Origin of the sequence: Streptomyces sp. NPDC088810 (genome assembly GCF_044750305.1) — a bacterium.
Lineage (GTDB): Bacteria > Actinomycetota > Actinomycetes > Streptomycetales > Streptomycetaceae > Streptomyces.
Genome location: NZ_JBIVJQ010000011.1, coordinates 130,741 through 148,602, shown reverse-complemented (window position 1 = coordinate 148,602; position 17,862 = coordinate 130,741). Strand labels below are relative to the sequence as shown.

The following is a 17,862-nucleotide window of genomic DNA, read 5'->3' as shown; positions in this document are numbered from 1 at the left end:
ACCCGGCGCCGCTATCTCACTCCATGAACCCTCGCAACCCCGCGGTTTCGTCACTGAACATGCAGGGCACACCAGACGTTAAAGAAGGTGAAAGGATGCTGGGGGGAAAGAAAGAAGGGACGCCGAAGCGTCCCTTGCAAACTCTGACGACTGGGTTCCAGTCGTCCGATCAACTGAGCGGTTGATACGGGCAGCCCGATCGCTGTGACTGCTGTTGTGGAGCTTTGCAGCGATCAGGTGAGCGCAGGCTCCGCCTGGTGTGCGTCGATGCTCTCCATGATCCTGTCCTGAGAGGCGGCAGCCGACAGCGCTTCGTTCTCCGCCTGGATCCGTACGAGCTCGGACTCCAGGTCCTGGACGCGCTGCTGCAGCCGTCGCATCTCGGCGAGGAGTCGAGGGTCGGAGCCGCCGACGTAACCGAGAAGCGCCTTTGCCATGATGGATGGTCCTCCACACTGAGTGACCGACCGATGCGGTTGGGTCGTGAGGGATTCGCACCCGCGGTGCTTGGCACATCCGGGTGTTGCTCTGCTGTTGTTCCATGCCAAACAGCTAAGGTGCGCGGGGCTTTCAGCGTCTCACCAAAAAGTTTGACGGTCAACACGATCACGCCCTGTATTGGCGGGCAAACCGGGGGGCGCGGCCGGAAGAACGGCGGCGCTGTGACTCCTCCGGGCCCTCAGGGCGTGGCGACCAGCAGTACCAGCGGAGCCTGCCATGCCCCGCCTCTGTTGGCAACCACCAGGGCGTTTCCGTTTGCGCACATGCCCCCGGCAGCTTGCCGCGCGCCCGGCCGCGGGCCCGGAGGGCACCGGCTCACCGGACGGCGAAGCCGTCGTAACCGCCGCGGGGTGTGTCCCAGATCTCGGTGACGCCGTCCACGCGCCCGGGCGTGTCGCTGCCCTGGAGCCACTCCAGCAGGCCCTCGCAGCCCTCCCGTGAGCCCTCGGCGACCACCTGGACCCGGCCGTCGGCCAAATTGAGAGCAAAGCCACTCAGACCGCCGATCTCCAGCGCCCGCGCACGCGTGAACCAGCGAAAACCCACGCCCTGTACGTGTCCACGGACCCAGGCGACCAGTCGTACATCCTCGCTCATGGGTGCAACCTAACCGGCCGGTGTCGTTCGGGACACATCGCCCCGCAGCCCCATGGGGTACCGTCCGGACCCAATGAATCGCATATGAAACTCACTCGATCGAGTGAGTCGGGTTGGCCAGAGGGAGTCACTCAGCAGCGAGTCGCTCGCCGTGCGGCACCGGGTCGACCGCGAGCACGAGGAAGAGGGCAAGGACATGGGACGCCACCGACGCTCCGCCGCCGGCCGCGCCGCCACGGGCCGCGCCACGGGGGTCACCCACACGCAGCGCCCCGGCTCCGGGAGCGAGGACCCCTGGCACTCGTCCGCGGGGGGTCGGCAGATACCCATGGGCATCGCGCCCTACCTCAACCCGGAGGCCTACGCCGAGGCCACCGCGAAGGCGCAGGCCTATCTGTTCGCGACGGAGGACGACCCCACGTCCCCCTCCGGCTCCGGCTCCGGATCCGGCGGGCCGTCCCGCGGTCGTCGCCGGCGGGGCAGGTCCGGTCGGCCGGTGCGCGCGGGCCTGCTCGGTGTGTCGGCGGCCGTGGCCCTCGGTACGGCCGCGGTGGCCGCCGGCGTGGTGCCGGGCCTGGACCACTACCAGCTCGGCGGCGGCACGCAGACCACCGGCGGGGAGCGGGTGCAGGCCCCGCGCACCCCCGGCAACACGGCCGGCGAGCAGGGCGGCACCTCGGGCAGCGCCGACACCCCGGCCACCAGGCCCGCCGGCGGCAACTCCGGACGCGGGACCTCCCCGAGCCCGTCCGCCTCCGCCTCGGTCTCTCCCTCGGCCTCACCCTCCGCCTCGAAGTCGGCGTCGCCGTCGCCGTCGGCATCGAAGTCGGCGTCGCCGTCGAAGACGGTATCGACGTCGCCGTCCCCCACAGCGACCCCGTCGAAGACGGCGGCCGAGAAGCCGGCGCCGAAGACGACCCCGGCCAAGCGCGCCACGCCGTCCGCGCCCGCCAAGCCCAGGAGCACTCCGTCGCGTACGGCCACCAAGGCGCCGGCGCCGGCCTCGACGCCGGTGACGGTGTCGCGGGAGGCCGCCGTCGAGGCCGAGGTGCTGAAGCTGGTCAACGAGGAGCGGGCGAAGGCCGGCTGCAGCCCGCTGGCGGCGAACTCCTCGCTCACGAAGCTGGCCGAGTCGTTCAGCGACGACATGGCCGCGCGGGGCTTCTTCGACCACACCGACCCGGACGGCAGGACACCGTGGGACCGGGCCGCGGCGGCCGGCGTCACCGACCTCGGCGGGGAGAACATAGCCCGCGGCCAGGCCGACGCGGCGGCCGTGATGCAGGCCTGGATGAGCAGCCCCGGCCACCGCGCCAACATCCTGAACCCGGACTTCAAGACCCTCGGCGTCGGCGTCCACTTCGGCCCGGGCGGGCCTTGGTGGACGCAGGACTTCGGCTATTGAGATAACCCGAGGTCAGACGGCTAAGCACCCTCCTGGCCCGTGTCCGGGCCGTCAAGCGTGGCTTCCTTGTCCGCAAAGACGCGATCCACGGCGGCCCGGGTCCGGGTCCCGCTCGACGGCATCAGGTGCGTGTACGTCCGCAGGGTGAAGCCGGGGTCGTGGTGCCCCAGGTACTCGCTCAGCGCTTTGATGCTCTCCCCCGCGTCCAGCAGCACCGAGGCGTAGAAGTGCCGCAGTGCGTGCATGCCGTTGTCCCGCCCGGTCTCGACACCCGTGGCCCGAAGCGCCGGCCGCCAGACGCGGTCGTTGAAGCGGTTCCGGTCCAGTGGCAGGCCCATGGTGCCGGTGAAGATCAGCGATGCCGTGACAGGCGGACCGTCGAGGGTCTTCCACGGCAGCGTGATCCTCACGGCCGGGTGGCGCTTGAGGTGACCGGCCAGCGCGAAGGCAACGGACTCAGGCAGAGGGACCTCACGCTCCTTGCCACCCTTCGGCGGAGCGAACACCGGCCGGGACAGACGCAGTAGCTTGACCTGCCGTACGACGTGCACCACTCCCCCAAGGAAGTCCACGTCTTCCACGGCCAGACCGAAGGCCCCACCCTGACGCAGACCGCACGCAGCCGCGACGTTGACGAGGGCCTGATAGCGGTCCGGCAGCGCCGAGCGCACGGCCATGATGCGTTCGGCAGGCCACGGCTTGACCTTGCGAGGCTCCAGGCGGGGCGCCCGCACGGACCGAGCGCTGCATGGGTTGGCTCGGATGAGCCGGTCCTCCACCGCAGCAGTGAACACCGTGGAGACGTGCGCGAAGATGCCTCGCCGGTAGCCAGCGGAGAGTCCACGGTCTTCCAGGGCCCGCAGCCAGAGCCGCAGGTGCGACGGGGTGAACGACCCCAACGGCCGCGTGCCGAGATACGGGATCGCGTGCAGCCGTAGACGGCTTTCCACCGACTCACGGGTCAGCGGATCCGTGATCTGCGTGGCCATCCACCCGCACGCTGGGGAGGGTGGTGGTTGAGGAGGTTGATCGGCTGCGGAACCGGCTTTGATCTGAGCGCTGGAAACGCCCCACGTGATGGGCTTGATCGTTCGCGGCGTTAGCATCCCCGGATGGGTAACTCCGGGTGTCCGTGCATCCTGTGCACGCAGTCGTCGAACGAAGCATCGTGGAATCACCGAGACCAGACTGTGGCCGCTAGCACAAGGGACTACGGCTGGCATGTGATGGGAGTCCACGCCGGCAGCGAAGCCCCAGCTGGGTGGGCCTACTCCATAGGCATGTGGCACACGCTGCGCAGCCCGGAAGTGTGCATCTTTGGGCTGGACGTCGACGTCATGATGCCCCTGGTCAATGATGCGGGCGATGCCGTGCGCAGCGGGCCTCCGCTCGTGCCTGACCAGCGCCGGAACGACATCTACGACAATTACCCCGCTGTCATCCGGCCCGTTCACGAGAGCTGGTGCCACGACTTCTTCGGCGCGGGGCTGGACTTCTACCAGGTTTCACCACTGCCCATGGCACAGCTCTTCTGGCCCGACCGGGAAGGTCGCTTTCCGTGGGAAGACGATGCGGCTGACTACTGTCGAGAGAATCAACCCCTGCTGTGGATCCCCAAGTCAGATACCGCCGGTCCATGGGGAAGTGTCTGAGGACCCGTGGACCCCATGTACAGCAAGGAAGTACAGCAACCAGAACGACGGCGTGGAGACGACCCCGGCCCCTGCTGCCCGGGTGACCGGCCCGGCAGACCTCAGCGACCGCCCCGCCCATAGTTCGCATCGAGGGACATGCCTCGACACCCCTGCTCGGGCCGCCTCTGGGCCGTGCGGGGGTGCTCAACGACGACCAACGCTGACAACCGCCGACGGCTAAGTCGCAGGTCGCAGCGTTGATCGATTACACGGCCGCAGGCCAGAGACCCGGCCCTTCACTTCTTCGGCTACTGAGGCCGCTGCGCGGGAGCGTTACGCGGCGGCACGGCCGCGGGTGAAGACCTTTGCCGTCTCGGTCACCCGGCGGCCCAGGTGCTCGGCGGTGGCCAGGTCGGCCTTGTGGACGCCCTCCGGACCCTGGTCGTTGTTGGACTGGGCGGCGGCGCCGGCGAAGAAGCCGAGGCGGTTGAGGTCGTTCTCGGAGGCGGTGCTGCTGTTCCAGCCGGGGAGCAGGCCGAGGTTGACCCAGTGCATGCCGTGCTGGGCGGCGAGCGTCTGGAAGAACTGCAGGGTGTGCAGCTTGTCGCCGCTCTTGGAGGCGGAGTTGGTGAAGCCGGCGGCCAGCTTGTCCTTCCAGTCCTGGCCGAACCAGCGCTTGGAGCTGGCCTCGGCGAAGACGTGGAACGCGCCGGAGGCGGTGCCCATGTAGGTGGGCGAGCCGAACACGATCGCGTCGGAGCGGTCCAGCGTCTCCCACTGCTCGTCGGTGATCTCGTCGACCTTGATCAGGTGCACCTCGGCACCCGCGTCGAGGGCACCGGTGCGCACGGCTTCGGCGAGCACGGCGGTGTGGCCGTAGCCGGAGTGGTAGGCGATGGAGACGACGGGCGTGGTCATGCGGACTCCTCGAAAGGGCAACGGAAGGCGGCAGCTCGACGGAGCGAGCAGCTCGCAAGCGGTAACCACAGGAAAGCACTAACTTCTGGTTAGTGCAACCTGGCAGTGCGCGCTGTGCGGGCGTACCCTGCTGTCATGACCGCCACCGCCCAGGACCACGACGACCTCGCGTACAACGTCTTCGCCAAGGCCTGTCCGTCGCGCGGCACGCTGGAGCACGTCACGGGCCGCTGGGGCGGACTGACGCTCGGCGCGCTGTACGAGGGCTCGCTGCGCTTCAACGAGCTGCGCCGGCGCGTCGACGGGGTGAGCGAGAAGATGCTGTCCCAGACGCTGCACGCGCTGGAGCGGGACGGCCTGGTGCACCGTGAGGCCCAGCCGACGAACCCGCCCCGCGTGGACTACGAGCTGACGCCCCTGGGCCGGCAGGTGGCCGAGCGGCTGCTGGCGCTCATCCACTGCGTGGAAGACGCGATGGACGACGTCCTCGCGTCCCGCGCGCGTTACGACGAGACGCGCGGCGCCCTCTGACACTTCGGGCAGAAGTAGCTCGACCGGTTCATCCAGGGGCGGCGCCGCATGGGGGTGCCGCAGCGCTTGCAGGGCAGGCCCTCACGGCCGTACGCGTCCAGGGAGCGGTCGAAGTAGCCGGACTCGCCGTTGACGTTGACGTACAGGCTGTCGAAGCTGGTGCCGCCGACGGCGAGGGCCGCGTTCATCACGTCCCGGATGTGCCCGAGCAGCTCCGCCGTGACCGGACGGGTGAAGTTCGCCGTCGGGCGTTCGTAGTGGAGGCGGGCGCGCCACAGGGCCTCGTCCGCGTAGATGTTGCCGACCCCGCTGATCAGCGACTGGTCCAGCAGGGCCCGCTTGATGGTGGTCCGCTTGCGGCGCAGCGCCTGGTGGAAGGCCTCGTCGTCGAAGAGCGGGTCGAGGGGGTCGCGGGCGATGTGCGCGATGACGTCGGGCAGGCCCTCGGGGGTGTTGTCGTGCAGCGACAGTCCGCCGAAGGTGCGCTGGTCGACGAAGCGGAGCTCGGTGCCGAGGGCGTCGGCGAACCGGACCCGGATGCGCAGGTGCTTCTCGTCCGGCGCCTCGTGCGGCTGGACCAGCAGCTGGCCGCTCATGCCGAGGTGGGCGAGGACGGACTGGTTCGTCTCCTCCAGCGGCAGCCACAGATACTTGCCGCGCCGCCGGGGCGGGCCGATGTGATGGCCCTTGAGCCGGTGCGCGAAGTCCTCGGGCCCGGCGACGTGCCGGCGCACGGCACGCGGGTGCAGCACCTCGGTCTCGGCGACGGTCCGGTGGGCGACCCAGCGCTCCAGGCCCCGCCGGACGACCTCCACCTCGGGCAACTCGGGCATCGGGCCCCCTGTCAGAACCGTGCGGACCGGTGGACGAACCGAGCGCCCGCTCCGGCGTCGACGGCCGGAGGGGCGCTCGCGTCCTGCTTGCTCAGGCGGTGGCGGCCGACGGGTCGCCGCCCGCGAGGGCTTCGTCGGCCGTCTCCTTCACGGGCTCCTTGGCCGGCTCCTTGGCCGCCTTGGCCCGCTCGTCCGCAGCGGCCCGGATGGACCGCCAGGCGGACTCGGCGGCCTGCTGCTCCGCCTCCTTCTTGCTGCGGCCGGTGCCGGTGCCGTACGAGACGCCTCCGACGCGGGCGGCAGCAGTGAAGGTCTTCTCGTGGTCGGGGCCGGTCTCCGTGACCAGGTACTCGGGCACGCCGAGCCCCTCGATCGCGGTCAGCTCCTGGAGCGACGTCTTCCAGTCCAGGCCGGCGCCCAGGTTGGAGGACTTCTCGATCAGCGGGTCGAACAGGCGGTGCACCAGTTCGGAGGCCGCGTCGAGGCCCTGGTCGAGATAGACCGCGCCGATCACCGCTTCGAGGGTGTCGGCGAGGATGGATGCCTTGTCCCGGCCGCCCGTGCCCTCTTCACCCCGGCCGAGCCGGATGAAGGCGCCCAGGTCGAGGCCGCGACCCACTTCCGCCAGCGCACGCGAGTTGACCACCGCGGCCCGCAACTTGGCCAGCTGGCCTTCGGGCAGGTCGGGGTGGGTGCGGTACAGCGTGTCCGTGACGACGAGGCCGAGCACGGAGTCCCCGAGGAACTCCAGCCGCTCGTTCGTCGGCAGACCGCCGTTCTCGTACGCGTAGGAACGGTGGGTCAGCGCTCGCACCAGAAGGGCGGACTCGACCTGGTAGCCGAGCCGCCCTTCCAGAAGCGTGTGGGACGAGGCCTGGTTGTCCGCTGAGTTCTTCTTCGGCGTGGACACAGTGCCTCTCACCAGCCGCTCAGACCTCGAGGACCTGGCGCTTGTTGTAGGTGCCGCACGACGGGCACGCGATGTGCTGCTGCTTGGGCTCGTGGCAGCGCTCGCACGCAACCAGGGTGGGGACCGCAGCCTTCCACTGCGACCGGCGGTGGCGCGTGTTGCTGCGCGACATCTTCCGCTTCGGAACAGCCACGGCTACTTCTCCTGCTTCTCGTCGACGCCCGCTTCGGCGCCGCTCATCTCGTCCTTCTCGCCGTCCGTCATCGAACCGGCGAGTCCCTGCAAAGCCGCCCAACGGATGTCGACGGCGTCATGGTGGTGGTCCGGGTCGTCCGCGAGCCGCACTCCGCACTCGGAGCACAGGCCCGGGCAGTCGTCCTGGCACACCGGCTGCATCGGCAGTGCGAGCACCACCGCATCGCGCAGCACGGGTTCGAGGTCGAACAGGCCGTCCTCGAGGAAGAACCTGTCCTCGTCGTCCTCGGCGTCGTCGCCCGGTTCCGCGATCACACGGCCCCGGTCGTCGGCGTCAGGGTACGAGAACAGTTCCTGGAAGTCCGCTTCGAGCTCCAGCTCGACCGGCTCCAGACACCTTACGCACTCCCCCTCGGCCGTTGCACGGGCGGTGCCTGTGACGAGCACCCCTTCCATGACCGACTCGAGGCGGAGTTCGATTTCCACCGGGGCGCCCTCCGGCACTCCGATGACCCCCTGGATGCCGAGATCCCTCGGAGCGTCGATCTCGCGGGTCAGGCGCTGCAGCGCGCCAGGACGCCGACCCAGCTCGTGCGTATCGAACACGAGGGGGTTGCGGTGGTCGAGGCGGGCGTTGGAAGCCATTCCTGCTTTCGATCTGTGAACTCGGAGGGACGCCGCCCGCAGGTGTTCCGGGCAGCGGTGATCGCGGACATACGCGCGACCGAAGAGCCAGGATACTGGACCTTTCGCTCAGCGCCCAATCCGGTGCGCGGCTACAGACCCCGGCCCTGCTCGTACGCCCTCAGCTGCTCCGCGCTGATCATGCTCGTGTCGAAGAGGCTGGTCTCGTCGAGAGCGTACCCCTGCTGGCCCTGCTGCTGGGGTTGCTGCTGGGGTTGCTGGGACTCGTGGGCCTGCTGGGGGTCGTAGGCGGCCTGCTGGTGGTCGTAGCCCTGGTAGGCGTAGGGGTCGGCCTGCTGGTAGCCGTACGGGTCCTGCTGCGGGGCGTACTCCGGCTGCTGCGGGAAGCCCGCGTACGGGTCCGGCTGCTGCTGGACCGGGGCACCTCCCGCCGGAGCGTAGCCGGAGGTGGGGGAGTAGGCGGGCTGCGGGTCGTACGACGGCTGGGCCGGCTCCGGTCCCCCCTGCTGCCGCTCCGCCGCGCGGTCGCTGTCCGCGAGGGCGGCGAGGTCGGCGAGGTAGTCGGCGTCGCTGGAGTGCTGGAAGGTGGTGGTGTCGTCGGCGAGGGCGCCCAGGTCGTCGGTGGCGATCCGGCCGTGCAACTTCTGCCGGCCGCGGCCGACGGCTTCCAGGGTCTTGGCGAGGACCGCCTCGAAGGCGCCGAGCTTGGCGTCGACGTACTGGTCGGCGTTCTGGCGCAGGGTCTGCGGGTCGTGGCTGCGCTCGGGGGCGTCCTCGTCCTCGTAGCCGTTCTCGTCCAGACCGGGGCCGGTGCCGAGGAGCTTCTCGCGGCCGCGGCCGACCGAGCCGAGGGTCTTGGTGAGGACGACCTCGAAGTTGGCGAGCTTGGAGTCGACGTAGTCGTCGGCCTCGGCGCGGATCTCCTCGGCCTCCTTGCGGGCCTCGGCGAGGATCCGGTCGGCCTCGGCCTGGGAGCGGCGGGCGACCTCAGTGCCGGAGATCAGCGAACCGCGCTCGGCGTGCGCGTTCTCGATGATCCGCTCGGCCTCCCGACGGGCCTGCTCGACCATCTGCTCACGGTCGCCGATCAGCTCCTGCGCCTGGGCGAGGGAGCCGGGCAGCGCCTGGCGCAGCTCTTCGAGCATCGCGAGCAGCTCGGCGCGGTTGACCACGCACGACGCCGACATGGGCATGGACCGGGCGCCGGAGACCGTGGAGACGATCTCGTCGAGCTTCTTCTGCACGTCCACCTGTGCTCGCCACTCTCTACAGCCGGGTTGGAGACGGACGGGACGACTGTAGCCCCATCAGTCCTTGGCGAGGCGCTTGTTCAGCGCCTCCAGGACCTCGGCCGGCACCAGGTGGGAGACGTCGCCGCCCCAGGCCGCGACCTCCTTGACGAGGGAGGAGGAGAGGAAGCTGTAGGTGGGGTTGGTGGGCACGAACAGCGTTTCGACGCCGGTGAGGCCGTTGTTCATCTGGGCCATCTGGAGTTCGTAGTCGAAGTCGCTGACGGCGCGCAGGCCCTTGACGATGGCGGGGATGTCGCGCTGCTTGCAGAAGTCGACGAGGAGGCCGTGGAAGGCCTCGACGCGGACATTGGCGTACTCGGAGGTGACCTCGCGGATCAGCTCGATCCGCTCCTCGATCTCGAACAGGCCCTTCTTGGACTTGTTGATCATCACCGCGACGTAGACCTCGTCATACAGACGGGAGGCTCGGGCGATGATGTCCAGGTGTCCGTTGGTGATCGGGTCGAACGACCCGGGACAGACGGCGCGGCGCACTTGTGATCCCTCGCTCTCCGGTCCGGTCATCGTGCGTCTTCGCACGTAGAGGCGGCGCGACCGTACCAAAACGTTCCCTCGCCGTAGCGACGGGACCGGATCGCCTCGAAGCCGTCCGGCCAGTGGAATTCGCCGCCTCTGGTGCTGCGCTCCACGGTGACGAGCGCTTGCTCAGCGAGCCAGCCTTCCGAGGCGAGTGTGAGGAGAATCTCCCGAAGATCGTCGTCCGTGGTGGCGTACGGCGGGTCGAGAAAGACCAGGTCGTACGGCTCTTCCGGGGCGGGTTGCCTGATGATCTGTTCCGCTTTGCCCGCTCTGACCTCGGCGCCGGGCAGGCCCAGGTTCTTCACGTTCTCCCGGACGATCCGCGCGGCTCGGGCGTCCGCCTCGACCAGCAGGGTGTGGCCCGCGCCCCGGGACAGGGCCTCCAGGCCCACGGCGCCCGAGCCGGCGTAGAGGTCGAGGACCCGTTCGCCGTCGAGGGGGCCGCCGAGGAGGGACTGCCAGGTGGAGAAGAGGCCCTCGCGTGCGCGGTCTGATGTGGGCCGGGTTCCGGTGCCGGGCGGTACCGAGAGGCGACGGCCGCCTGCCCTGCCGGCGATCACGCGGGTCATCTTCAGTCCTTGGTCGGGGGTGGTTACGGATTCAGTCTGGCAGGCGGTCCGTCGTGGTTGCTCGCGCAGTTCCCCTCGCCCCTGCAGGTGCGCTGCACCTCAGCCCTTTTCCAGGTACTGCTCTCTCTCCTCGTCCAGGAGGGCGTCCAGCGCCGTGCGCAGGCCCGGCAGGTGCTGCAGCTCCGGATCGGCCGCGACCACCGCCGCCGCTTCCTCCCTCGCCTCCGCGATGACCTCCTCGTCCTCGATGACCGCCAGGACCCGGAGGCTGGAGCGGGCGCCGGACTGGGCCTGGCCGAGGACGTCGCCCTCGCGGCGCTGTTCGAGGTCGATGCGCGAGAGTTCGAAGCCGTCGAGGGTGGAGGCGACGGCGGCAAGGCGCTGGCGGGCGGCGCTGGCCTCGGGCATCTCGGTGACCAGGAGGCACAGGCCGGGGGCGGAGCCACGGCCGACCCGGCCGCGCAGCTGGTGGAGCTGGGAGACGCCGAAGCGGTCGGCGTCCATGATGACCATGGCCGTGGCGTTGGGGACGTTGACGCCGACCTCGATGACGGTGGTGGCGACCAGGACGTCGGTCTCGCCGCCGGCGAAGCGGCGCATCACGGCGTCCTTGTCGTCCGGGTGCATGCGGCCGTGCAGCACCTCCACCTTCAGGCCCTTCAGGGGGCCGCGGCCCAGCTGGGCGGCCACGTCGAGCACGGCGAGCGGGGGCCGCTTCTCCGCCTCGTCCTCGGGGGACTTCTTCTTGCCGGCCTTCTTCGGGTCGTCGTCCTCGTCGCCGATGCGCGGGCAGACCACGTACGCCTGGTGGCCGGATCCGACCTCCTCGCGGACCCGTTCCCAGGCGCGGGCCAGGAAGTGGGGCTTGTCGGCGGCCGGGACGACGTGGGTGGCGATCGGGGAGCGGCCGGCCGGCAGCTGGTCGAGGACCGAGGTCTCCAGGTCGCCGAAGACCGTCATGGCGACCGTGCGCGGGATGGGGGTGGCCGTCATGACGAGGAGGTGCGGGGGTTGCCTCCCCTTGCCGCGCAGGGCGTCGCGCTGTTCCACGCCGAAGCGGTGCTGTTCGTCCACCACGACCAGGCCGAGGTCGTGGAACTGGACCTTGTCCTCGATCAGGGCGTGGGTGCCGATGACGATGCCCGCCTCGCCGGTGGCCAGGTCGAGCAGGGCCTGGCGGCGGGCGGCCGTGCCCATGGAGCCGGTGAGCAGGACGACCTTGGTGGCGTGCTCGGCGCCGCCCAGCATGCCGCCCTGGGCGAGTTCGCCCATCATCTCGGTGATCGAGCGGTGGTGCTGCTGGGCGAGGACTTCGGTGGGCGCGAGCATGGCCGCCTGGCCGCCGGCGTCGACCACGGCGAGCATGGCGCGCAGGGCCACCATGGTCTTGCCGGAGCCGACCTCTCCTTGCAGCAGCCGGTGCATCGGGTGGGTGGCGGCCAGGTCGGCGAAGATCTCCTCGGAGACCTTCCGCTGGCCCTCGGTGAGGGTGAAGGGCAGGCGGTCGTCGAAGGCCGTGAGGAGGCCGTCCGCCGCGGGGACGCGGGGGACGGCGGGCAGCAGGGTGTCGGCGTGCCGCCGGCGGGCCAGGGCGACCTGGAGGACGAAGGCCTCGTCCCACTTCAGGCGGGCGTGGGCGTCGGCGATGTCGGCCTTGGTGTGCGGGCGGTGGATCTTGAGCAGGGCCTCGGGGAGCGGGAGCAGGCCGCGGCCGGCGCGGAGGGAGTCCGGGAGCGGGTCGAGGGCCTCCTGGGCGCTGGGCAGGACCGTCTGCACCGCCTTGCCGATCTTCCAGGACTCCAGTTTGGCGGTGGCGGGGTAGATGGGGATCAGCGCGCCCGCCCAGGTCTCGATCGCCTCCTCACCGTCGCCCCGGAGCAACTCGTAGGCCGGATGGGCGAGCTGGAGGCGGCGGTTGAAGACGGAGACCTTGCCGGCGAACATCGCGCGGGTGCCCGGCAGCAGCTCCTTGTGGGGTTTGTGGACGCCGTTGCCGAAGAAGACCAGCTGGAGCCGGCCGCTGCCGTCGGTGATCGTGACCTCGAGGCGCTGGCCCTTGCCGCGTGGGGCCTTGGCCGAGGCGAAGGTGTGCAGGCGGGCGTCGGCGACCTGGGCGACCACCGTGACGTGCTCGTCCATGGGGAGGTCGGCGAGGTGGGTGAGCTGGCCGCGCTCCTCGTATCTGCGCGGGTAGTGGTGCAGGAGGTCGCCGACGGTGTGCAGGCCGAGGTGCTCGGCCATCACCTTCGCGGTGGCGGGGCCGAGCACCTTCTTGAGCGGTTCTTGCAGTGCGGGCACGAGATCCATTGCACACCACGGCACTGACAATGCCGTAGACCCTGCCCCGCGCATCCCGCCCGAGGCGCTGTAAACATCAGGGAAACTCCTGGTCAGGCGCGCTGCTCCGGCTCTAGGATGACGCGCTCCGGCCATCCTTCGCGGTCACCGCCCCCACGGGACCGCCCGACCCCGCGCCGCACCCACTCCCCCCTCCGGCGCAGTGACGATGGACTCCCAGACCTCTCAGGCATCCCAGGCATCCCAGTCACCCCGCCCACCTCACAGCTTCCAGGTCGACCTGCGCGGTCTGGTGGACCTGCTCTCCCATCACCTGTACTCCAGTCCCAAGGTCTACCTGCGCGAGCTGCTGCAGAACGCCGTGGACGCCGTCACCGCCCGCCGGGCCGCCGAACCGGACGCCCCGGCGCGGATCCGGCTGTACGCGGCGGACGGCGGGCTGCGCGTGGAGGACACCGGCGTCGGCCTGACCGAGCCGGACGTGCACAGCCTGCTCGCGACCATCGGCCGCAGCTCCAAGCGGGCCGACGGTCTGCAGGAGGCCCGGGCGGACTTCCTCGGCCAGTTCGGCATCGGACTGCTGGCCTGTTTCGTGGTCGCCGAGCGGATCCGCGTGGTCAGCCGCAGCGCCCGTACGCCCGGGGCGCCGCCGGTGGAGTGGACGGCCAGCGACGACGGCTCGTACACCGTGCGCACGCTGCCCGACGCCGAGCGGCCCGAGCCGGGTACGACCGTGTACCTGACGGCGCGGGCCGGCGCGGCCGAGTGGCTGGCGCCCGAGCGGGTCCGCGCGCTGGCCCGGGACTTCGGCTCGCTCCTCCCCTACGACGTCCGGGTCGGCGACGAGCCGGTCACCGATCTGCCCGCGCCCTGGGACCGCGCCCACCCGAGTCCCGCCGGCCGGCGGGCGGCGCTGGCCCGGCACTGCCGTGAGCTGTTCGGTTTCACCCCGCTGGACTCGATCGACCTGGACGTGCCGCTGGCCGGGATCCGCGGGGTGGCGTACGTGCTGCCGGCGGCGGTCAGCCCGGCCCAGCGGGCCACCCACCGGGTGCACCTGAAGGGCATGCTGCTCACCGAGCGGGCCGAACAGCTGCTGCCGGACTGGGCGTTCTTCGTGCGCTGTGTCCTGGACACCGACAGCCTGCGGCCCACCGCCTCGCGCGAGGCGCTGTACGAGGACGAGACGCTCGCCGCCGTACGGGACGCGCTCGGGACGAGGATCCGGTCGTGGCTGACCGGGCTCGCGGCCGGTGACCCGGAGCGGCTGTCGGCCTTCCTCGCCGTGCACCACCTGGGCGTGAAGTCCCTGGCCCGGCACGACGTGGAGATGCTGCGCACGATGCTGCCGTGGCTGCCGTTCGAGACGACCGACGGGCAGCTGTCCCTGGAGGAGTTCGCGCAGCGGCACCCGGTGGTGCACTTCACACGGACCGTCGAGGAGTACCGGCAGGTCGCTCCGATCGCCTCGGCGCAGGGCGTCGGCGTGGTCAACGGCGGCTACACCTACGACAGCGAGCTGGTCGAGGCGCTGCCGCGGGTGCGGCCGGGGACGGTGGTCGCCGAGCTGGACGCGGACACCGTGACCGCCCACCTGGACGCGGTCGACCCGGGCGAGGAGCTGGCGCTGGCCGGTTTCCTGGCCGCCGCGCGCGCGAAGCTCGATCCCCTGGGCTGTGACGTCGTCCTGCGGGCCTTCCACCCGCTCTCCGTGCCCGCGCTGCACCTGGACGACCGGGCGGCCCGGCACGAGCAGGCCCGCGCGGCGGCCGAGGAGCAGGCCGACGACCTGTGGGCGGGCATCCTGGGCTCGCTGCGCGGCAGCGCCCCGCGCGCGCGTCTGGTGCTCAACCACCTCAACCCGCTGGTCCGGCGAATCGGTTCGCTCGGCGACCCGGAGCTGATCGGCACCGCCACCGAGTCGCTGTACGGGCAGGCCCTGCTGATGGCGCAGCGCCCGCTGCGGCCGGCCGACTCGGCGCTGCTGAACCGGGCGTTCATCGGGCTGCTGGAATGGGCGACCCACGGGGAGGGGGACGGACGATGAGCGAGATCACCGACTTCGACGCGCTGCGCCGGGCGCTGGCGGAGAACTCCGAGGAACCGGAGGGGCCGGCCCGCAACGCGCGCGCGGAGCAGCTGCTCGCCGAGGCCGAGAAGCTGAACGTCCCGCTCGCCGTGATCGAGGCGCTCGGGCACCAGCTGAAGGTCTACAACTACAGCTCCGAGAAGGACAAGATGTTCGTCCCGTTCGCGCGGCTGCTGCGCCTGTGGGACGAACGGCCGGAGGACTTCGACGAGTACGAGGCGCACTCGCTGCACTGGGTCTTCAAGTGGATGTCTGCGGGCATGCTGGACCAGCCGCACATCCCGCTCGCCTCGGTCGAGAAGTGGCTGGGCGAGATGGAGCACCGCTACCGGCTCGCCGGGTACTCGGAACGGGCCGTGCGCAGCGCCGAGTTGAGGGTGGCCGCGCACATCGGGGACCTCCCGCGCGCGGAGCGGGCGTACGCGGCGTGGCTGGCCGCCGACCGGGACCGGATGGCCGACTGCCATGCCTGCGAGCTGCACGCGCAGGGCATCTGGCAGGTGCGGTGCGGCCGGGACGCCGAGGCGCTTCGGCTGTGGCGGCCGGTGCTGGAGGGCGAGTTCGCCTGCGCGCACGAGCCGCACACGGTGCTCGCCTCCTCGCTGGCCCCGCTGCTGCGCCTCGGCCGCACGGAGGAGGCCCGGGCCCACCATCTGCGCGGTGTCCGGCTGGTGCGGCCCATGGAGAGCATGCGGGGCGCCTACGCCGACCATGTGGAGTTCTGCGCGCTGACCGGGAACGAGGCGCGCGGTCTGGAGCTGCTGGCCGAGCGGCCGGCGTACTTCACGGACACCGGGCATCCGCGCAGCCGGCTGGACTTCATGGCCGTGGTGGCGCTGCTCATGGACCGGCTGACCGAGCTGGGTCTCGGCGGGCAGCGGGTGCCGGGACCGGCCGGGCGGACCTGGACGGCACGGGAACTCGCCGCGCACGCGCGCGCGGAGGCCACGGACCTCGGCGAGCGGTTCGACCGCCGCAACGGCACGTCTGCGGTCGGCGACCGGATCCGCGCGCGGATGGCCCAGCGCCCGCTGGCGGAGCGGCTGCCACTGGGCGTGCGCACGGTGCGGCCCGCGCCGGCGCCGGCGGCCACGCCCCCGGCACCGGACGTCCCCGACGAACCCGACCCGGCCGCCCTGCTCGCCGAGGCGCGGCGGCTGTCGGACACCTTGCAGCCGCACGCCCTGGAGGCGTGGGCGGCGGTCGCGCGGGCCGCACCGGACGGCACCGGTCTCGGAGCGCGCGCCCGCGCGGAGATCGCCGACCACGAGGCGATGGCCCGCGGCCCCGAGGGGCTCCCCCTGTTCGGCCGGGCGGCGGAGCTGTACGCGGAGGCGGGCGACCCCGGGGAGGCGCTGGCGGCACGCGCGCGTGGGGCGTACGTCCGCGCGCTGGCGGGAGAGGTGGACGCGGCCCTCGCCACGGTCACCGGCCTGTACGACGAGGTACTCGCGCTGTACGCCGACGAGGGCACCGGGGTGCGGCAGACCGCTTCGGTGGTGATGAGCCGGGCGCGGATCCTGATGCGGCGGGTGCACGAGGTGGCCGACCGGGGCGCCGAGCGGGAGGCCGGTCGGGCCGTCGGGGCCGCCGAGGCGGCCGTTCGGGAGGTGCTGGCGCTCGTCGAGGGGCGCGGCGGGGACGATGTGCGGCTGGCGGCGCGGGCCGCCGAGGCGCGGGCGATGCTCGCCGAACTCGCCGGCCTCACCGGGGACGCGGAGCGGGCGGCGGAGCTGTTCCGGCGGGCCGCCGACGGGTACGTGACCGCCGGGCTGCCGTGGTTCGCGGTGGAGTACGAGGTCCAGGTCGCCGCCCTGGCCCACCAGGCCGGCGACCTGGCCGGGGCCGAGCGGGCGCTACGGGCGGCCCTGGAGCACGGCGGGCCGTACGTGGAGCCGGTCGGGCGGGCCCAGCTGCACCTCCAGCTCGCCGAGGTACTCGGCGGCCGGGACGCGCCCGCCGAGGCGGCCGAGCATGCGCTGGAGGCCGCGCACTGGGCCGACGAGGCCGGCGAGAGCGGCACCCTGGGCGCCTGGGCGCGGCAGCAGCTGGGCGGCTTCCTGCTGCGCCGGGGCAGGTACGCGGAGGCCGCCGAGGTGCTGGAGTCCGCGCTGGCCGACCTGAGCGCCGAGACGCACGGCGACGGGCTGGTGGTGCAGGCCCGCTGGTGGCTCGGGGACTGTCTGGGCGAGCTGGGCGAGCACCGGGCCGCCGCCGAACAGCGGCTCGAGGCCGCGGAGCTGGCCCGGCACTGGCCCGAGCAGCAGGACCACGCCACCCTCGCCCACCTCGCCGCCGAGTCGCTGGGCAACGCGGGGCTGGACGAGGAGGCGGACCGCGCCTACGCGCGCGCGGGCGACCTGTGGCGCGCGCTCGGCAACGCGCAGTTCCTGGTCCGCTCGCTGCGCGCCCGGGCCTGGCTGGCGCTGGGCGGGGAGCACGGGGCGGCGCACGCCCGTGCGCTGATGGCGGAGGCGGTCCGGGAGGGCGAGTCGGCACTGGCGGCGGCGCAGGGGGCGGACCGGGAGGAGCTGGCCGCGGAACTGGGCGACACCCACCGGCAGTTCGCGGAGCTGCTGGCCCGCTCGGCGTCCGAGGAGGCCGAGGACGCGGCGATCCGGGCCGCGTTCGAGGCGGCGCTGGAGCAGATGACCCGGGCCGTGGCGGTGTTCGCCGGGCTCGGCGCGGCCGGGCTGCACAGCCGTACCGGAGCCGAACTGGGCGCGGGCTGGCTGGAGGCGGACCTCGGCCGTCCGGCGCGGGCGGCGGCACGCGCGCGTGCGGTGCTCGCGGTCTACGAGGGTGCCGACGACGCCGACGGGACGGCCCGGGCCCGGCGGGAGGAGGCGGCCCAGATGCTGGAGGCGGCGCGGGAGGGAACGGAGACGGAACAGGGCTGACGCGG

General features: G+C 71.7%; 17 protein-coding genes. 5 read left to right on the top strand and 12 right to left on the bottom strand.

The annotated features are described in order from the left end of the window. Positions 1–233: 233 nt before the first annotated feature. Together ACIP4Y_RS30055 and ACIP4Y_RS30050 are read right to left on the bottom strand one after the other, a co-directional pair. Positions 234–437 carry a hypothetical protein gene (locus ACIP4Y_RS30055; RefSeq protein WP_031167290.1) on the bottom strand — a complete coding sequence of 68 codons (204 nt, stop codon included), beginning with the start codon at positions 435–437 and terminating at the stop codon, positions 234–236. A gap of 379 nt (positions 438–816) precedes the next feature. Beyond that, positions 817–1,098 (bottom strand): acylphosphatase, encoded by a 282-nt coding sequence (locus tag ACIP4Y_RS30050; RefSeq protein ID WP_358636326.1) that lies wholly within the window; start codon positions 1,096–1,098, stop codon positions 817–819. Between the two features lie 196 nt (positions 1,099–1,294). On the opposite strand from ACIP4Y_RS30050, the gene ACIP4Y_RS30045 reads away from it, so the two are divergent. Next, positions 1,295–2,503, top strand: coding sequence for a CAP domain-containing protein (locus ACIP4Y_RS30045; protein ID WP_401398922.1), 1,209 nt, complete (start codon positions 1,295–1,297; stop codon positions 2,501–2,503). Between the two features lie 20 nt (positions 2,504–2,523). On the opposite strand, the gene ACIP4Y_RS30040 is transcribed toward ACIP4Y_RS30045, so the two are convergent. Next, on the bottom strand, positions 2,524–3,492 hold the full coding sequence (locus ACIP4Y_RS30040) for a tyrosine-type recombinase/integrase (protein WP_401398830.1): 969 nt from the start codon (positions 3,490–3,492) through the stop codon (positions 2,524–2,526). A gap of 123 nt (positions 3,493–3,615) precedes the next feature. On the opposite strand from ACIP4Y_RS30040, the gene ACIP4Y_RS30035 reads away from it, so the two are divergent. Beyond that, the gene (locus ACIP4Y_RS30035; RefSeq protein ID WP_401398829.1) at positions 3,616–4,155 is read left to right on the top strand and encodes a DUF4262 domain-containing protein; all 540 of its coding nucleotides are present in this window, start codon (positions 3,616–3,618) and stop codon (positions 4,153–4,155) included. Positions 4,156–4,470: 315 nt separating this feature from the next. Here ACIP4Y_RS30035 and ACIP4Y_RS30030 read toward each other — a convergent pair whose 3' ends face one another. After that, on the bottom strand, positions 4,471–5,055 hold the full coding sequence (locus ACIP4Y_RS30030) for a flavodoxin family protein (RefSeq protein WP_401398828.1): 585 nt from the start codon (positions 5,053–5,055) through the stop codon (positions 4,471–4,473). Between the two features lie 135 nt (positions 5,056–5,190). On the opposite strand from ACIP4Y_RS30030, the gene ACIP4Y_RS30025 reads away from it, so the two are divergent. Next, positions 5,191–5,586 (top strand): helix-turn-helix domain-containing protein, encoded by a 396-nt coding sequence (locus ACIP4Y_RS30025; protein ID WP_358636322.1) that lies wholly within the window; start codon positions 5,191–5,193, stop codon positions 5,584–5,586. Here ACIP4Y_RS30025 and mutM read toward each other — a convergent pair. From mutM to recG, 8 genes are all read right to left on the bottom strand, one after another. Further along, positions 5,559–6,419, bottom strand: coding sequence for a bifunctional DNA-formamidopyrimidine glycosylase/DNA-(apurinic or apyrimidinic site) lyase (mutM, locus tag ACIP4Y_RS30020; RefSeq protein WP_401398827.1), 861 nt, complete (start codon positions 6,417–6,419; stop codon positions 5,559–5,561). The genes ACIP4Y_RS30025 and mutM overlap by 28 nt on opposite strands. Positions 6,420–6,510: 91 nt before the next feature. Further along, positions 6,511–7,329, bottom strand: a complete 819-nt coding sequence (rnc, locus tag ACIP4Y_RS30015) for a ribonuclease III (RefSeq protein ID WP_358636439.1) — start codon at positions 7,327–7,329, stop codon at positions 6,511–6,513. Between the two features lie 19 nt (positions 7,330–7,348). Beyond that, complete coding sequence (rpmF, locus tag ACIP4Y_RS30010) at positions 7,349–7,522, bottom strand: 50S ribosomal protein L32 (RefSeq protein WP_003951102.1); 174 nt, start codon at positions 7,520–7,522, stop codon at positions 7,349–7,351. Between the two features lie 2 nt (positions 7,523–7,524). Next, positions 7,525–8,169, bottom strand: coding sequence for a YceD family protein (locus ACIP4Y_RS30005; RefSeq protein WP_401398826.1), 645 nt, complete (start codon positions 8,167–8,169; stop codon positions 7,525–7,527). Between the two features lie 131 nt (positions 8,170–8,300). After that, positions 8,301–9,419, bottom strand: coding sequence for a cell division initiation protein (locus tag ACIP4Y_RS30000; protein ID WP_401398825.1), 1,119 nt, complete (start codon positions 9,417–9,419; stop codon positions 8,301–8,303). A gap of 57 nt (positions 9,420–9,476) precedes the next feature. Further along, positions 9,477–9,956, bottom strand: coding sequence for a pantetheine-phosphate adenylyltransferase (gene coaD / locus ACIP4Y_RS29995; RefSeq protein ID WP_401398921.1), 480 nt, complete (start codon positions 9,954–9,956; stop codon positions 9,477–9,479). 26 nt (positions 9,957–9,982) lie between these two features. Then, a complete protein-coding gene (rsmD, locus tag ACIP4Y_RS29990; RefSeq protein WP_401398824.1) occupies positions 9,983–10,570 on the bottom strand; it encodes a 16S rRNA (guanine(966)-N(2))-methyltransferase RsmD in 588 nt (195 codons plus the stop codon). A gap of 99 nt (positions 10,571–10,669) precedes the next feature. Next, a complete protein-coding gene (gene recG, locus ACIP4Y_RS29985; protein ID WP_401398823.1) occupies positions 10,670–12,877 on the bottom strand; it encodes an ATP-dependent DNA helicase RecG in 2,208 nt (735 codons plus the stop codon). A gap of 199 nt (positions 12,878–13,076) precedes the next feature. Here recG and ACIP4Y_RS29980 point away from each other — a divergent pair, with 199 nt between their 5' ends. Together ACIP4Y_RS29980 and ACIP4Y_RS29975 are read left to right on the top strand one after the other, a co-directional pair. Then, positions 13,077–14,915: an HSP90 family protein gene (locus tag ACIP4Y_RS29980; protein ID WP_401398822.1), complete on the top strand. Its 1,839-nt coding sequence runs from the start codon at positions 13,077–13,079 to the stop codon at positions 14,913–14,915. Beyond that, positions 14,912–17,857, top strand: a complete 2,946-nt coding sequence (locus tag ACIP4Y_RS29975; protein ID WP_401398821.1) for a tetratricopeptide repeat protein — start codon at positions 14,912–14,914, stop codon at positions 17,855–17,857. The genes ACIP4Y_RS29980 and ACIP4Y_RS29975 overlap by 4 nt, the downstream gene beginning before the upstream one ends. The last annotated feature ends 5 nt before the right edge of the window (positions 17,858–17,862 follow it).

Bases quoted from the DNA above. Each gene is read 5' to 3' on its own strand.
- ACIP4Y_RS30055 (WP_031167290.1), bottom strand. From the start codon at position 437: ATGGCAAAGGCGCTTCTCGGTTACGTCGGCGGCTCCGACCCTCGACTC.
- ACIP4Y_RS30050 (WP_358636326.1), bottom strand. From the start codon at position 1,098: ATGAGCGAGGATGTACGACTGGTCGCCTGGGTCCGTGGACACGTACAG.
- ACIP4Y_RS30045 (WP_401398922.1), top strand. From the start codon at position 1,295: ATGGGACGCCACCGACGCTCCGCCGCCGGCCGCGCCGCCACGGGCCGC.
- ACIP4Y_RS30040 (WP_401398830.1), bottom strand. From the start codon at position 3,492: ATGGCCACGCAGATCACGGATCCGCTGACCCGTGAGTCGGTGGAAAGC.
- ACIP4Y_RS30035 (WP_401398829.1), top strand. From the start codon at position 3,616: ATGGGTAACTCCGGGTGTCCGTGCATCCTGTGCACGCAGTCGTCGAAC.
- ACIP4Y_RS30030 (WP_401398828.1), bottom strand. From the start codon at position 5,055: ATGACCACGCCCGTCGTCTCCATCGCCTACCACTCCGGCTACGGCCAC.
- ACIP4Y_RS30025 (WP_358636322.1), top strand. From the start codon at position 5,191: ATGACCGCCACCGCCCAGGACCACGACGACCTCGCGTACAACGTCTTC.
- mutM (WP_401398827.1), bottom strand. From the start codon at position 6,419: ATGCCCGAGTTGCCCGAGGTGGAGGTCGTCCGGCGGGGCCTGGAGCGC.
- ACIP4Y_RS30005 (WP_401398826.1), bottom strand. From the start codon at position 8,169: ATGGCTTCCAACGCCCGCCTCGACCACCGCAACCCCCTCGTGTTCGAT.
- rsmD (WP_401398824.1), bottom strand. From the start codon at position 10,570: ATGACCCGCGTGATCGCCGGCAGGGCAGGCGGCCGTCGCCTCTCGGTA.
- recG (WP_401398823.1), bottom strand. From the start codon at position 12,877: ATGGATCTCGTGCCCGCACTGCAAGAACCGCTCAAGAAGGTGCTCGGC.
- ACIP4Y_RS29980 (WP_401398822.1), top strand. From the start codon at position 13,077: ATGGACTCCCAGACCTCTCAGGCATCCCAGGCATCCCAGTCACCCCGC.
- ACIP4Y_RS29975 (WP_401398821.1), top strand. From the start codon at position 14,912: ATGAGCGAGATCACCGACTTCGACGCGCTGCGCCGGGCGCTGGCGGAG.